This is a genomic window from uncultured Tateyamaria sp. (assembly GCF_947503385.1).
In the GTDB taxonomy this organism is placed as follows: Bacteria; Pseudomonadota; Alphaproteobacteria; order Rhodobacterales; family Rhodobacteraceae; genus Tateyamaria.
This window is the reverse complement of sequence record NZ_CANNDO010000002.1, coordinates 130741-145239: the sequence shown is the minus strand read 5'-3', so window position 1 is coordinate 145239 and position 14499 is coordinate 130741. Positions and strand designations below refer to the sequence as shown.

Annotated in this window: 17 protein-coding genes; 10 read left to right on the top strand and 7 right to left on the bottom strand. The window is 60.7% G+C overall.

What is annotated here, in order from left to right; genetic code table 11:
• The first annotated feature begins 1 nt into the window (after nt 1).
• Nucleotides 2-289 carry a DUF1330 domain-containing protein gene (locus Q1A85_RS06590; protein ID WP_299686625.1) on the top strand — a complete coding sequence of 96 codons (288 nt, stop codon included), beginning with the start codon at nt 2-4 and terminating at the stop codon, nt 287-289.
• Between the two features lie 83 nt (nt 290-372).
• On the opposite strand, the gene typA is transcribed toward Q1A85_RS06590, so the two are convergent.
• The 4 genes from typA to Q1A85_RS06570 all read right to left on the bottom strand — a co-directional run bounded on the left by typA (nt 373) and on the right by Q1A85_RS06570 (nt 4566).
• The gene (gene typA, locus Q1A85_RS06585) at nt 373-2190 is read right to left on the bottom strand and encodes a translational GTPase TypA (protein WP_299686623.1); all 1818 of its coding nucleotides are present in this window, start codon (nt 2188-2190) and stop codon (nt 373-375) included.
• A 125-nt stretch (nt 2191-2315) separates the two neighbouring features.
• Nucleotides 2316-2861, bottom strand: coding sequence for a hypothetical protein (locus tag Q1A85_RS06580; protein ID WP_299686621.1), 546 nt, complete (start codon nt 2859-2861; stop codon nt 2316-2318).
• A 75-nt stretch (nt 2862-2936) separates the two neighbouring features.
• Nucleotides 2937-3272 (bottom strand): multidrug efflux SMR transporter, encoded by a 336-nt coding sequence (locus Q1A85_RS06575; RefSeq protein ID WP_299686619.1) that lies wholly within the window; start codon nt 3270-3272, stop codon nt 2937-2939.
• 85 nt (nt 3273-3357) lie between these two features.
• Nucleotides 3358-4566, bottom strand: coding sequence for an NADP-dependent isocitrate dehydrogenase (locus Q1A85_RS06570; protein ID WP_299686617.1), 1209 nt, complete (start codon nt 4564-4566; stop codon nt 3358-3360).
• Between the two features lie 184 nt (nt 4567-4750).
• On the opposite strand from Q1A85_RS06570, the gene Q1A85_RS06565 reads away from it, so the two are divergent.
• From Q1A85_RS06565 to Q1A85_RS06555, 3 genes are all read left to right on the top strand, one after another.
• Nucleotides 4751-6961, top strand: coding sequence for an NADP-dependent isocitrate dehydrogenase (locus tag Q1A85_RS06565; RefSeq protein WP_299686615.1), 2211 nt, complete (start codon nt 4751-4753; stop codon nt 6959-6961).
• Nucleotides 6962-7102: 141 nt separating this feature from the next.
• The gene (locus Q1A85_RS06560) at nt 7103-7561 is read left to right on the top strand and encodes a carboxypeptidase-like regulatory domain-containing protein (protein WP_299686614.1); all 459 of its coding nucleotides are present in this window, start codon (nt 7103-7105) and stop codon (nt 7559-7561) included.
• Nucleotides 7562-7599: 38 nt separating this feature from the next.
• The gene (locus tag Q1A85_RS06555; protein ID WP_299686612.1) at nt 7600-8799 is read left to right on the top strand and encodes a lipase family protein; all 1200 of its coding nucleotides are present in this window, start codon (nt 7600-7602) and stop codon (nt 8797-8799) included.
• Here Q1A85_RS06555 and Q1A85_RS06550 read toward each other — a convergent pair.
• The 3 genes from Q1A85_RS06550 to Q1A85_RS06540 are packed head-to-tail and all read right to left on the bottom strand — an operon-like array spanning nt 8792 to nt 10253.
• The gene (locus Q1A85_RS06550; protein WP_299686610.1) at nt 8792-9367 is read right to left on the bottom strand and encodes an HD family hydrolase; all 576 of its coding nucleotides are present in this window, start codon (nt 9365-9367) and stop codon (nt 8792-8794) included. The genes Q1A85_RS06555 and Q1A85_RS06550 overlap by 8 nt on opposite strands.
• On the bottom strand, nt 9364-9600 hold the full coding sequence (locus Q1A85_RS06545; RefSeq protein WP_299686608.1) for a hypothetical protein: 237 nt from the start codon (nt 9598-9600) through the stop codon (nt 9364-9366). The genes Q1A85_RS06550 and Q1A85_RS06545 overlap by 4 nt, the downstream gene beginning before the upstream one ends.
• Nucleotides 9600-10253 (bottom strand): alpha/beta hydrolase, encoded by a 654-nt coding sequence (locus Q1A85_RS06540; protein WP_299686606.1) that lies wholly within the window; start codon nt 10251-10253, stop codon nt 9600-9602. The genes Q1A85_RS06545 and Q1A85_RS06540 overlap by 1 nt, the downstream gene beginning before the upstream one ends.
• 160 nt (nt 10254-10413) lie before the next feature.
• On the opposite strand from Q1A85_RS06540, the gene Q1A85_RS06535 reads away from it, so the two are divergent.
• From Q1A85_RS06535 to Q1A85_RS06510, 6 genes are read left to right on the top strand one after another with little or no spacing between them, the layout of a single operon-like run.
• Nucleotides 10414-10875 (top strand): Rrf2 family transcriptional regulator, encoded by a 462-nt coding sequence (locus Q1A85_RS06535; RefSeq protein WP_299686604.1) that lies wholly within the window; start codon nt 10414-10416, stop codon nt 10873-10875.
• A gap of 54 nt (nt 10876-10929) precedes the next feature.
• A complete protein-coding gene (locus Q1A85_RS06530) occupies nt 10930-11973 on the top strand; it encodes an aminotransferase class V-fold PLP-dependent enzyme (RefSeq protein ID WP_299686602.1) in 1044 nt (347 codons plus the stop codon).
• 20 nt (nt 11974-11993) lie between these two features.
• A complete protein-coding gene (gene sufB / locus Q1A85_RS06525) occupies nt 11994-13526 on the top strand; it encodes a Fe-S cluster assembly protein SufB (RefSeq protein WP_299686600.1) in 1533 nt (510 codons plus the stop codon).
• 3 nt (nt 13527-13529) lie between these two features.
• Nucleotides 13530-13877, top strand: a complete 348-nt coding sequence (locus tag Q1A85_RS06520) for a hypothetical protein (RefSeq protein ID WP_299686598.1) — start codon at nt 13530-13532, stop codon at nt 13875-13877.
• Nucleotides 13874-14140, top strand: coding sequence for a hypothetical protein (locus Q1A85_RS06515; protein WP_299686596.1), 267 nt, complete (start codon nt 13874-13876; stop codon nt 14138-14140). Before Q1A85_RS06520 ends, Q1A85_RS06515 begins: the two co-directional genes overlap by 4 nt.
• Complete coding sequence (locus tag Q1A85_RS06510; protein ID WP_299686594.1) at nt 14137-14451, top strand: heavy metal-binding domain-containing protein; 315 nt, start codon at nt 14137-14139, stop codon at nt 14449-14451. Before Q1A85_RS06515 ends, Q1A85_RS06510 begins: the two co-directional genes overlap by 4 nt.
• Nucleotides 14452-14499 lie beyond the last annotated feature (48 nt).

Sequence of the window (14499 nt, the reverse complement as noted above, 5' to 3'; positions counted from 1 at the left end):
AATGCCAGCACTCTGGATTGCACATGTGACCGTCACCGACGAAGCGGCGTACAAGAAATACGCCGCAGGCGCGACCGTGGCGATTGCCGAACACGGCGGCACCTTCATCGCGCGCGGCGGGCGTTACGTCCAACTCGAAGGTAAGGATCGACCGCGCAATGTTGTGGCCCGTTTTCCGGATGTCGAAACAGCAGAGCGTTGTTATCATTCCGACGCCTATCAGGCCGCCCTTGAACATGCCCGCGGCGCTTCGGAACGGGAACTGCTCATCGTGGAAACGACGGACTAAGCGCAAACGGCAGACATCCGCCGCTCACCCGTTTCTTCTGACCAAAAATACCACGGGGTCTGGGGCAGCGCCCCAGTTCTGACCTATGACGCCCGCGCCATCCGCTTGCGTTCATGCGGGTCCAGATACCGCTTGCGCAGCCGGATCGCATTTGGTGTCACCTCGACCAACTCGTCATCGTCGATATAGGCAATCGCCTCTTCCAGCGACATCGTGATCGGCGTGGTCAGGCGCACCGCTTCATCCGTACCAGAGGCGCGCACGTTGGTCAGCTTCTTGCCCTTGAGCGGGTTCACCTCAAGGTCGTTTTCGCGCGAGTGCTCGCCGATGACCATACCTGTATAAACGTCCGCCTGCGCGCCAATGAACATGCGCCCGCGCTCCTCGAGGTTCCACAGTGCAAAGGCCACCGACTGGCCGTTTTCCATGGAAATCAGCACGCCTGCGCGCCGTCCCGGAATGGGTCCCTTGTGCGGGGCCCACTCGTGGAACACACGGTTCAGCACGCCGGTGCCACGCGTGTCGGTCAGAAATTCGCCATGGTAGCCGATCAGCCCGCGCGATGGCACATGCGCCACGATGCGGGTCTTGCCGGCACCTGCCGGTTTCATTTCCACCAGATTGCCCTTGCGGGTGCCGGTCAGCTTTTCAATCACCGCACCGGAATATTCGTCATCGACGTCGATGGTTGCTTCTTCGATGGGTTCGTGGCGCACGCCGTCGATCTCGCGAAACAGGACCTGCGGGCGCGAAATGCTCAGTTCGAACCCCTCGCGGCGCATGTTCTCAATCAGCACGCCCATCTGGAGTTCGCCGCGACCCGCGACCTCAAACGCGTCACCGCCGGGGGTGTCGCTGATTTTGATGGCCACGTTGCTTTCGGCCTCTTTCATCAGGCGGTCACGGATCACGCGGGACTGCACTTTTTTGCCGTCGCGCCCCGCCAGCGGTGAGTCGTTGATGCCGAAGGTCACAGTGATGGTCGGCGGGTCGATGGGCTGGGCGGGCAGCGCCTCGGTCACGGATGGGGCGACAATGCTGTCGGCCACGGTCGCCTTGGACATGCCCGCTAGGGTCACGATGTCGCCTGCTTCGGCAAGATCAATGGGTTGCTGGCCCAGCCCCCGGAACGCAAGAATTTTGGTGCAGCGGAAGTTTTCGACCAGCGCGCCGTCGCGCGACAGGGCCTTGACCGTTTCCCCGGCCTTGAGCGTGCCGCTTTCCACGCGGCCCGTAAGGATGCGTCCGATGAACGGGTCGGACCCAAGCGTTGTGGCCAACATCCGGAACGGTTCGTCCCGTGCCGCGATCTGGGCGGGCGCAGGGACGTGATCCACGATCAAGTCGAACAGCGCCGACAGGTCCGCGCGCGGGCCGTCCAGTTCCATGTCCGCCCAGCCGCTGCGGCCCGAGGCATACATGGCCGGGAAATCAAGCTGGTCGTCGTCCGCGCCGAGGTTGGCAAAGAGGTCAAAGCACTCGTCCAGCGCCCGGTCCGGCTCTGCGTCGGGCTTGTCGACCTTGTTCAGCACGACGATCGGGCGCAGTCCAAGCGCCAGCGCCTTGGACGTCACGAACTTGGTCTGCGGCATTGGCCCTTCGGCGGCATCCACAAGCAAAACCACGCCGTCCACCATAGACAGGATACGCTCCACCTCGCCACCGAAATCGGCGTGTCCGGGGGTGTCCACGATGTTGATGCGCGTGTCTTTCCATTCGACGCTGGTCGCCTTGGCCAGAATGGTGATCCCGCGCTCGCGTTCCAGATCGTTGCTGTCCATCGCCCGCTCGGTCGTGGCCTGATTTTCGCGGTAGGTGCCCGACTGCTTGAGCAGTTCGTCCACCAGCGTTGTCTTGCCGTGGTCGACGTGGGCGATAATGGCGATGTTGCGCAGATCCATGACGGGCCTCATTGGTGCTTTGATGCGGCCCATATAGCGCTGCGTTGCAGAAAGAAAGCCCTAACGCCCCCTGCAGGAACGCGGCACCGGATCACACGGGGACGACCGTCGATCCGGTGGTTTGATCAGGTTGGATAGCAGGTCTGGATCTGTAGCTTGCCGCCCGGTGCACGCATGGCAAAGACAAAAATGCCTGTCGCGGCCGCACTTGTCTGGGTCGACCCGGCACCGATGCGTGCGGCGTTGTTTTTGGCGACATGTCCCGGCAGCGCGTTGCCGTGCGCATCCAGGTTCGAAGAGACATCAGCGTGGTTGGTCATCCGGAACCGCCCCGGCGGCAGACCGGTGTTAAATTTGATTTCGCGCTGGCCCGGATTGGCGTCCAGTTGCCCAAGGGCGGTCTGGCCGGGCACGCTGTTCAGGGCGTGAGTGAGGGCGGCCACTTGGTCGTCCTTGGTATGGAATGTGCCGGTGGTCCGGGGTTGTCCCGGCGTGTTGACGCGCGCACGCTGCGCATCAAAGCCCGCGCCACCGTGCAGCGATGCGTGGGCCGCAGCGCCGTGGCGCTGAATCTGGTGGGTAGCATTGCTACCCCGGAATGCGTGGGCACCTTCGTAGACCTGAAGCATGAACCGGGCTTCGTCGGTGGTATATGTTTTTTGATAAGGCATGGCCGCTCCTGTGCGAGATAATGCCACTATAAAAGCCGCGAAGGAGCTGTCTTGCAAGTTTGGGGCGGGGCAGGGTCAATGTGTTGCCGTGTCCGAAAACAGCTGGATCACGATGATCCCCGCAATGATCAGGGCCAGACCAACGATGGCGGCGGCGTCCAGTGTCTGGCCAAATATGGAAAAGCCGATCAGCGCGATCAGCACGATGCCAAGGCCGGACCATAACGCATATGCAATGCCCACGGGGATGTGCTTGAGCGCGATGCCAAGACAATAGAACGCAACGCCATAGGCCAGAACAACCACCACTGTCGGACCGGCGCGGGTGAATTGATTGCTGGCTTGCAGTGCGGTTGTGCCAATGGTTTCGGCGGCAACGGCAACGATCAGATAGATGTAGTGCAGCGGCATGGGGGCATCCTTTGTCGGGCAGGGTGCGGCGCAGGTGGTCGGCGGCCCCGGGACGTGCCGGGCAACCGACGCCACATGCAGGCCATCACAGTGCCTTTTGCAGGTTCTCGTCCAGCTTTTCGAGAAAGCCCATCGTCGTCAGCCATCCCTGATCCGGTCCCACCAGCAGGGCGAGGTCCTTGGTCATGTGGCCGCTTTCCACGGTGTCCACGATCACCTTTTCCAAGGTCTCCGCGAATGCCATCAGTTGCGCATTGTCATCAAGTTTGGCCCGGTGCTTGAGCCCGCCGGTCCACGCATAGATTGACGCGATCGAGTTGGTGGAGGTCGATTGCCCCTCCTGATGCTGCCGGTAATGGCGGGTGACGGTGCCGTGTGCGGCCTCTGCCTCAACGATCTTGCCATCGGGGGTCATCAGTTGCGAGGTCATCATGCCCAAGCTGCCGAACCCCTGCGCGACCACGTCCGACTGCACGTCACCGTCATAGTTCTTGCAGGCCCAGACAAACTTGCCGTTCCACTTGATCGCGCAGGCGACCATGTCGTCGATCAGCCGGTGTTCGTACCAGATATCCTTGGCCTCGAACTGGTCGCGGAATTCGGCGTCGTACACCTCCTGAAAAATCTCGAGGAACCGCCCGTCATATTGTTTGAGGATCGTATTCTTGGTCGACAGATAGACCGGCCAGCCGATGTTCAGTCCATAGTTGAAAGAGGCGCGGGCAAAGTCATAAATCGACTTGTCGATGTTATACATCGACATAAACACGCCCGGCCCATCGGATTTGTAGACCTCGTGTTCGATCACCGCGCCGTCTTCGCCCACGAATTTCATCGTTAGCGTCCCTGCGCCGGGGAACTTCATGTCGGTGGCTTTGTACTGGTCGCCAAAGGCATGGCGGCCCACCACGATCGGATCGGTCCAGCCCGGCACAAGGCGCGGCACATTCTTGCAGATGATCGGCTGGCGAAAGATCACGCCGCCCAAGATATTGCGGATCGTCCCGTTCGGGCTGCGCCACATCTTCTTGAGGCCAAATTCCTCGACCCGCGCCTCGTCCGGTGTGATGGTGGCGCATTTCACGGCGACGCCCACCTCCTTGGTCTTTTCGGCGGCGTCGATGGTGATCTGATCCTCGGTCGCGTCGCGGGCCTCGATGCCCAGATCGTAGTAGAGCAGGTCGATGTCGAGATAAGGCAGGATCAGCTTGTCCTTGATAAAGGCCCACATGATGCGCGTCATCTCATCCCCGTCCATTTCGACGATGGGGTTTTCGACCTTGATCTTGGACATGGGCTGGCTCCTTTGTGTATTGTTGCGGCGTCTCTAACAGATTTCCCGGGGCAGGGATGGCACAAAAAGCCGCAGTCTGTATACATTCGTATGCATTGACCTCGGCGCGTGGCTTCGGTAGGCCCCGGCGCAACGGTGCGCCGCCCGTGCGCATGTCCCAATCCTGTGAAAAACGAGGTGCGTCATGACCAATTCCCCCGATATCATCTACACCAAGGTTGACGAGGCGCCGGAACTGGCCAGCGCATCGTTCCTGCCGATCATCCGCCGCTTTGCGCAGGCTGCCGGTGTCGAAGTCGGGGTGAAGGATATCAGCCTCGCGGGTCGCATCATCGCGACCTTTCCCGACCACCTGACCGAGGCGCAGCGGCAGGACGACCACCTTGCGGAACTGGGTCAACTGGTCAAAACGCCCGGCGCCAACGTGATCAAGCTGCCCAACATCTCGGCCTCGGTGCCGCAATTGGTGGCGGCGGTGCAGGAGTTGCAGGCCAAGGGCTATGCGCTGCCCGACTACCCCGAAGACCCGCAGACAGACGCCGAAAAAGACATTCGCGCCCGCTATGACAGCATCAAGGGCTCGGCGGTGAACCCAGTCCTGCGCGAGGGCAATTCGGACCGCCGCGCTGCGCGTGCGGTCAAGAATTTTGCCCAAGCCAACCCCCATTCCATGGGCACGTGGGAGGCGTCGAGCAAGACCAAAGTGTCGTCGATGCCGGGTCAGGATTTTTACGCAAACGAAGTGTCCACGACTATTACAGCGGCACAGGCCGGTGACGCGCGCATCGAATTCGAAGCGACGGACGGCACAGTGACCGTTCTGAAAGAGACGTGGCCTTTGGAAGAGGGGACAGTGGCTGACGCGACCTTTATGTCCGCATCCGCGTTGTCGTCCTTCCTTGGCGACGCCATCAAGGACACCATGTCGGACGGCACCATGTTCTCGTTGCACATGAAGGCCACAATGATGAAAGTGTCGGACCCGATCATTTTTGGCCACGCGGTCAAGGCTTGGCTGGGTCCGGTTTGGGACAATCACGGTGACGCGATCAAGGCCGCGGGCGGCAACCCGAATGCGGGTCTCGGGGACGTGCTGGCGGCTATCGACACGATGGACAACGCGGACGCGGTCAAGGCGGAGATTGCCGCGCTGGAGCGTCCGTCGATGTATATGGTCGACAGCGACAAGGGCATCACCAACCTGCACGTCCCGTCGGACGTGATCATCGACGCCTCCATGCCCGCCGTGATCCGTGCAGGCGGCAAAGGGTGGGATGAAACCGGGGCCAATGGTGACACCAACTGCGTGATCCCCGACCGCTGCTATTCCACGATCTATGACGAAACGATCAACTTTTTCAAAGCCAACGGCGCGCTGGATGTGACCACAGCCGGTGCGGTGGCAAATGTGGGCCTGATGGCCCAAAAGGCCGAGGAATACGGCTCGCACCCCACCACCTTCGAAGCCCCGGCCACGGGCACGATGCGCATCGTGCTGGCAAATGGCGACACGCTGCATTCGCACAGCGTCGAAGCGGGCGACATCTGGCGGTCCTGCACGGTCAAGAAAGCACCGATCGAGAACTGGATTCAGCTGGCCATGGATCGCCAGCGTCTGACCGGGTCGGAGGCGATTTTCTGGCTGGACGCGAACCGCGCCCATGACGCCGAATTGATCGCCTATGTCAAACCCGCGCTGGACGCGGCTGGTGTCGCGGACAAATTCATGATCATGGCCCCGCGCGAGGCGACGCGCCAGTCGCTGGAAACCATCACTGCGGGCCGCGACAGCATCGCTATCACCGGCAACGTGTTGCGGGACTACCTGACGGACCTGTTCCCGATCCTTGAACTGGGCACGTCGGCCAAGATGCTGTCGATTGTCAAACTGATGCAGGGGGGCGGTCTGTTCGAAACGGGTGCGGGCGGCTCTGCACCCAAACACGTGCAGCAATTGCACGCCGAAAATCACCTGCGCTGGGATTCGATGGGTGAATTCTGCGCTTTGGGCGAGTCTCTCAACTTCCTTGCCGATGCAAAGGGCAACGCCAAGGCTGCCGTGCTTGGCGCGGCGGCAGAGGCGGCAACCCAAGGTATCCTTGATCACGACCGCTCGCCCGGACGCAAAGTCGGCCTCCCGGACAACCGCGCCTCGCATTACTGGTTCGCCCGTTACTGGGCCGAAGCATTGGCCGAACAGTCCGACGATCCCGATCTTGCAGCCGAGTTTGCGCCTGTCGCGGCAACCCTTGCCGAAAAGGAAGAGTCCATTCTGACGGAACTGGGCGCACATGCGGGCCGTCCTGCCGACACGGGCGGTTACTTTCGCAACGACGACGGGCTGTGCGCAGCCGTCATGCGGCCCTCGGCCACGCTGAACGCGATCATCGGCTAGCTTAGGTTCAAACGCATCTGACTACAGACGGGCACCCATCGCGGTGCCCGTTTCCGTTTGGGGTAGGCAAATCCCCCATAGCGATTGTGCAGACGATTGCGTAGGCTGGCAGGCAATCACAGGGGAACGGGACGGGCTGTCATGCGCCGCATCGCCATACTTGTCAGTGCTGTTGTCCTGATCGGGGCCATTGTCGGAGGAACCATGTCCAACGCAGCCGAACAATATATCTGTTCGCCCATGTCCGGGGTTTTGATCGGATCTGACGGGGCACCGGTGGCGGGCGCGTCGGTGCGCCGCGAATGGAGCTACAACGACAAATCCCAAAGTGACACGGTGCGGACCGACGACGCGGGCCGCTTTGGTTTTGACGCGGTGCCAGCGCCGCGCAAGCGGTGGTTTTCGGGTCTGTCCACACCTGTCGTGCTTCAGCGATACTATGCAGATGTCGGCGGCGAGGAGGTCGAAATCCTCTATATCAACTCGCGCAGCCTCAATCCGCTGCATGAAACCGGCGGGGCCACATTCGCCGTGACCTGCGATTTGCGCAATGCGCCGGGCAACACGCCACTTGGTTGGGGACAGTGCCAATTGAACTGAGCTTTTAGACGGGCCAAAGACCTGGGGACGGTTTTCTTATGAGTTTCAACATGCACGGTCGCAACGCGGCCATTATTGCCGAAGGTGCCTATGCCGTGGCCGCGGCCAAGGCCAGCACGTCCAGAGATGTGAAGGCAGACGCCGACCTCTTCGCGCAACGTGAACAGGCGTTCGACGCAAATGCGGAAACCGATGACCCAAAGCTGAGCGTTGACGTCACCCCGATGGAGGCGGTCGTCAGCCAGTCGGGCGGCATCGTCAAGGAAAAGGCGGGCTTTGGCGTATTGCTGGAGCGGCATGGCGGCCAAAAGGGCGAATACATTTTCGCCATGCGCGGCACGACAGGGCAGATGGGCACCTCCAAGGACTGGATTTCGAACTACCAGATCGGGATGACACGGGGCCCCACCGGATCGCTCGTGCATTCGGGGTTCATGGACATTTATTCCGCCATGCGGTCGGATGTGCAGCGGATGATCACCGGTGCCAACCCCAGCCGCATCCATTTTGTCGGCCATTCTCTGGGCGGGGCACTGGCAACTCTGGCGGCGATAGATTTCGCACAGAATGGCACAGCCACTTCGCACCTTTATACCTTTGGTGCGCCGCGCGTGGGATCCTTGGGCCTTGGGTCGGATGTGGTGCGCATGATCGGGCGTGAACGGCTCAAGCGCGTCTATTCGATCTCGGACCCGGTGCCGATGATCCCGCTGTCGCCGTTTTGCCATGTGGGGCCTGGATCAACAGGGTTTGTGGACGACAACAAGGCGTTCTCGGGGCAGGCCCACAGCATGAGGGACAATTACATCCCGAAAATGCCGATGACCGGCTGGCCGCCGGAATCGCGCATGTCCTCGAAATCCGACCCCGGTTATTGGCTGACACAGGCCGAGGGCCAAGTGGGCAGTATCGGGTCGAGCCTTGGGTATTTCTTTCTCGCCAAAGCGCTCAAGGCCATTCTCTATGCCGGAGCGCACATCATCTCGGCCACGATCACCATCGGGTTCACGCTTGCGGATGTGCTGATCGAACTGATCCGCAGCGGCGCGCGCTTTGCCGCGAAGATTGGCGATTATCTGGTGCGTTTTGCCAAGCTGGCGCTGAAATTCGCCGGGGCCGCGATCCGTGGTGCGCTGACCATTGCAGACCTGACCGTCAGCTTCCTGCGCTACATTCTGGATCTGGTGATGCGCCCGATCCGTATCGCGGCATCGGCTGCCATGAACGTGATCACCTGAGCGCAAAGAACGCGTCTATCCGCGCTTTGGCATAGGTCCACAGGCGCGGCGCCGCGCGTTTGATGGCGGGGGCCACCCGTGCTTCGATCTTGTCCGGTGTGACGTTGAATGCTGTCCAACTGCCGCCGCCGGATGCAAGGTTCTGCATGGGCGGCTGAAACCGGTCGAGCGCCTTGGCAAATTGGGCTGACGGTGTTTCTGCCGCCTCGAATTCATCCCACACGGCGCGCAATCGGTCACATTGGTCTTGCGGCAAAAGGCCAAAGATGCGGTCCGCTGCCGCCTGTTCCCGCGCGGCAAGGGCCGCGGCGTCCACATCGGCAAAGATCGGCACATCGCCTGCGTCGATCTCGACCAGATCATGCAGGATAAGCATTCGGATGACCCGGTCGATATCGACGTCGGGTCCCGCATGATCCGCAAGGACGAGCGCATAAAGCGACAGGTGCCACGAATGTTCGGCACTGTTTTCAACGCGCGAGGCATCGGCCAAGGTGGTTGCGCGGTTTACGGATTTGAGCCGGTCCGCCTCGACCAGAAAGGCGATTTGCCGGTCGAGCCTGCTCACTCTGGCGTCTGCGCGCGGTGTGATTTGAGTTGTTGCGCAAGAAAGCGGCGGCCTGCGTCATTGGCCATACGTGTGCGGATCGCCGTCACGAAAGCCTCTTCGAGCGTCTGGGACGAAGCGCCAAGCACCTCGCCGACCTTCATGAACAACCGGTCGTCATCCACCTCTTTCTGAACAGCGAGGCATTCTTCGGCCAGCTTGTTGGCCATTTCCGTGACAACGGGATCGGCCATTAACGCGACGTCTCCGTCAGGCGGCGTTTGACGTAATCCGTTGTGTGCCCGATCATCGTGTCGAGATGCGGTTCCTCAAAGAAATGGCCCGCGCCTTCGATCTGGGTGTGGGTGATCGTGATACCTTTTTGTTCGTGCAGTTTGCCCACCAGCGCCTCAGTATCGGCGGGCGGGGCCACACGGTCGGCGGCACCGTTGATGATCAGACCGGAGGACGGGCAGGGCGCGAGGAACGAAAAGTCGTACATATTCGCAGGCGGCGAGACAGAGATAAACCCAGTGATCTCGGGGCGCCGCATCAAAAGCTGCATCCCGATCCAAGCACCAAACGAGAACCCCGCAACCCAGCAATGCTTGGAATTGTTGTTCATGGATTGCAGGTAGTCGAGGGCCGAGGCGGCATCGCTCAGCTCGCCGATGCCCTGATCGTATTCACCCTGGCTGCGCCCCACGCCGCGGAAATTGAACCGCAACACGGTAAAACCCATTTTGAAGAATGCGTAGTGCAGCGCGTGCACCACCTTGTGGTTCATCGTACCGCCAAACTGCGGGTGCGGGTGCAGAATGATGGCGATGGGCGCGTCACGCTCTTTTTGTGGATGGTAGCGGCCTTCGAGACGACCTTCGGGTCCAGGGAAAATGACCTCGGGCATGTGCGATTTTTGTCCTCGTCGCGTCTTTTGGTGTCCTGATTTCTTGACGAAATGGGTCAGGGACCTTAGAACGGTTCTAAATTTCTGGGCAGGACGCAATTCCTGCGGTGGCAAAGCATGTATGGCCTGCGGGCTGTGACGTCAATCGGGGGCGTGCGCGATGAAACTATCGACAAAGGGCAGGTACGCGATGGTCGCACTGGCCGACATCGCGTTGCAGTCGACAGATACGCTGGTGAGCTTGGGTGATATCTCTGGGCGGCAGGATATTTCGTTGCCCTATCTGGAACAGCTGTTTGTCAAGCTGCGCCGGGCCGATCTGGTGACGTCGGTGCGTGGTCCGGGGGGCGGCTACCGGCTGGCCCGACCGGCATCGCAAATCCGCGTGGCGGAGATTCTGGCGGCGGTCGATGAGACGGTTGATGCGATGCACAAAGGGGCAGGGGCGTCCGGTGCGGCTTCGGGGTCGCGGGCGCAATCGCTGACCAACCGGCTATGGGAAGGCCTGAGCGCCCATGTCTACGTGTTCCTGCATCAAACGCGGCTGTCGGACGTGGTGGAAAATGAGCTTGCGCCCTGTCCGGCGGTGCCCAACCTTTTTGCGGTGGTCGATGATGGCTGATGTCGACTGGGGGCCAGCCCCCAGACCCCCGTGGTATTTTTGGTCAGAAGAAGTATGAACCGGGTGTATCTGGATCACAATGCGACCACGCCGTTGCGGGTCGAGGCGCGCAACGCGATGCTGGACGCTATGGATGCGGTGGGCAATCCGTCGTCGGTCCATGCGGAAGGTCGGGCGGCCAAAGCCATTGTCGAGAAGGCGCGTGCCCAGATATCGGATGCATTGGGGGCTGCGGGTGCTGACATTGTTTTTACCTCCAGCGCAACAGAAGCCGCAGCCCTTGCCTGCGCCGGGCGGTCGTTGCACGGGGCTGCGATTGAGCATGACGCGGTGGGCGCGTGGGTGTCCGAAGCCCTGCCGGTGCGCGCCGGTGGCGGTGTCGTTGTGGACACGGCTGCGGCCTCTACCTTGCAACTGGCCAACTCAGAAACAGGAATTGTGCAGGAGCTGCCCCGCGGTCTCGCGCTAAGCGATCTGACGCAGGGATTTGGCAAGATCCCGTTCCGTTTTGATGCATCGGGTGCGGAGATGGGCCTGATTTCCGCGCATAAGCTGGGTGGGCCAAAGGGCATCGGTGCGCTGGTGCTGCGGCAGGGGCTGGACGTGGCGGCACAGATCAGGGGCGGCGGGCAGGAAATGGGGCGACGCTCCGGCACCGAGAACGTCATTGGCATTGCCGGATTTGGTGCCGCGGCACAGGCCGCACAACAAGATTTGGCCGATGGAAAATGGGACCGGGTCGAGAAACTTAGAAATATTCTAGAAAGTGCCCTTGCTGACGCCTCGAATACTACTATTTTTGTCGGGAAAGAGTCGTCACGATTGCCCAACACGTCCTGTTTCATCACACCCGGTTGGAAGGGTGAGACGCAGGTCATGCAGATGGACCTTGCCGGTTTTGCCATTTCGGCGGGATCGGCCTGCTCCTCTGGCAAGGTCAAGCCAAGCCGGGTTCTCATCGCGATGGGATATTCGGAGGCAGATGCAGCAAGCGCAGTGCGCGTGTCGCTGGGGTTGGAAACGACGGAACGGGATGTTTTGCGCTTTGCCGATGTATGGGCGCAAAAGTTGAAGAAACACGAGGCGCGGGCGGCCTGAGCCCCCAAGCACGAGAGGGAATGTCTGATATGGACAATGTTGTGGACGATGTTGTGGTCAAGGACGGTGTTGATCAGGAGACGGTTGACGCGGTGCGGGACGTAAGCACCTACAAATATGGCTGGGAAACGGACATCGAGATGGAATACGCCCCCAAGGGGCTGACGCCGGACATCGTGCGCCTGATCTCGGAAAAAAACGAAGAACCCGAATGGATGACCGAGTGGCGGCTGGCGGCCTATGAGCGCTGGTTGCAGATGAAAGAGCCCAATTGGGCGATGGTCGACTATCCTGAGATCGACTTTCAGGACCAGTATTATTACGCGCGGCCCAAATCGATGGAGGTCAAGCCCAAGTCGCTGGACGAGGTGGACCCCAAGCTGCTGGCCACATACGAAAAACTGGGCATTCCGCTGAAGGAACAGATGATCCTGGCCGGTGTCGAAGGGGCCGAGGATGCACCTGCCGAAGGCCGCAAGGTGGCTGTGGACGCGGTGTTTGATTCCGTGTCCGTGGGCACGACGTTTCAGGCAGAGTTGAAGAAGGCGGGCGTGATCTTTTGCTCGATCTCCGAGGCGATCAAGGAACATCCCGAACTGGTCAAGACATACCTCGGCTCGGTCGTGCCCGTATCGGACAACTTCTATGCCACGCTGAACTCTGCCGTGTTCTCGGACGGGTCCTTTGTCTATGTGCCGCCGGGCGTGCGCTGCCCGATGGAACTGTCGACCTATTTCCGCATCAACGCGGAGAACACAGGCCAGTTTGAGCGTACGTTGATCATCGCAGACAAGGGCAGCTATGTGTCCTACCTCGAAGGCTGCACAGCCCCGCAGCGCGACACCAGCCAGTTGCACGCGGCCGTGGTCGAGATCGTGATCATGGAAGATGCCGAAGTGAAGTACTCCACCGTGCAGAACTGGTATCCGGGCGACGAGAACGGCAAGGGCGGCATTTACAACTTTGTCACCAAGCGGGCCGATTGCCGGGGCGACCGGGCCAAGGTGATGTGGACGCAGGTCGAAACCGGGTCGGCTGTGACGTGGAAATACCCGTCCTGCATTCTGCGCGGCGATGACAGTCAGGGCGAGTTTTACTCTATCGCCATCGCCAACAACATGCAGCAGGCCGATACGGGCACCAAGATGGTGCATCTGGGTAAGAACACCAAGAGCCGGATCGTCTCCAAGGGGATCAGCGCGGGCAAGGCCCAGAACACCTATCGTGGCCTTGTGTCGATGCACCCCAAGGCAAAGAATTCGCGCAACTACACGCAGTGCGACTCGCTGTTGATCGGCGACAAATGCGGCGCGCATACGGTTCCGTATATCGAAGTAAAGAACAATTCGAGCCGCGTGGAACACGAGGCGACGACGTCCAAGGTTGACGACGATCAACTGTTCTACTGCCGCTCGCGCGGTATGGATGAAGAAGAGGCTGTGGCGCTGGTCGTCAACGGGTTCTGCAAGGACGTGTTGCAGGCATTGCCCATGGAATTCGCCATGGAAGCGCAACAGCTTGTGGCAATCTCCCTTGAGGGGTCAGTGGGCTGAATCGTGGACGGCGGCACTGAGGATAACAGTCTGGTTGGGCGCACCTCTACCCATCCCAAAGCGGCCGTGGATGCGCCAGGTTGTTCGCGCGAGCGGACATCTTCCGCGACACGCCTGTTACAGACGTTGTTCTTTGCGGCGTTCGGCGGCGTTTTAGGGGCATGTGTCGGCGCGATCTGGGGATTTGGCTTTGCGGGGTTCATTGGCGGCACAATGTTCGCCTTCGCCGCTCGGACGGCTTGGATCTTGTTTGTCGTCGAGCCAGCGCCGGATGAACACACCAACGGCAATTCCCGCACCGAAGAAGAGGTGCGGCAGGCGGTTGCAGACACTCGGAGCCATGAAAAATGAGCAATGAAACGGCGGTCCATGGCGACGATGAAATTGCGCGGCAGCGTCTGTACCGCACACGTGTTGTGTCCGACATGGATGGCACGCAGCAGGGCGGGCTGGCTTTTGTCATCTCCGTTCTGTCCGGAATGATTGTCGCGGCGACGTTGGCTCCCGGAGCGCTCACCTCGTTCTGGGTGTGGTTTGCGCTGTTGATGCTTGCAGTGGTCATTGCATTGGGCGTGCAACAGCTGTTTTCGACCGCAACGGAGGAAGAGGCATGATCTTGACCACCACCTCTAGCGTCGAAGGGCACAAGATCACCGCCTACAAAGGCATTGTCGTGGGTGAGGCGATCATGGGGGCCAACGTGGTCCGCGATTTCTTTGCCGGGATCACCGACATCGTCGGGGGCCGGTCAGGCGCGTATGAGGCAAAGTTGCAGGACGCCCGCGACACGGCGATGGCCGAGTTGCAGGACCGCGCTCGGGCACAGGGCGCCAATGCGGTTGTGGGCATCGACCTCGACTACGAAGTGGTGGGCGACAGCATGTTGATGGTCAGCGTGTCGGGCACAGCGGTGGTGCTGGACTGATGCGACCCACCGTGACGCGCATATGTCCCGAAATGGCACCTGACAGGC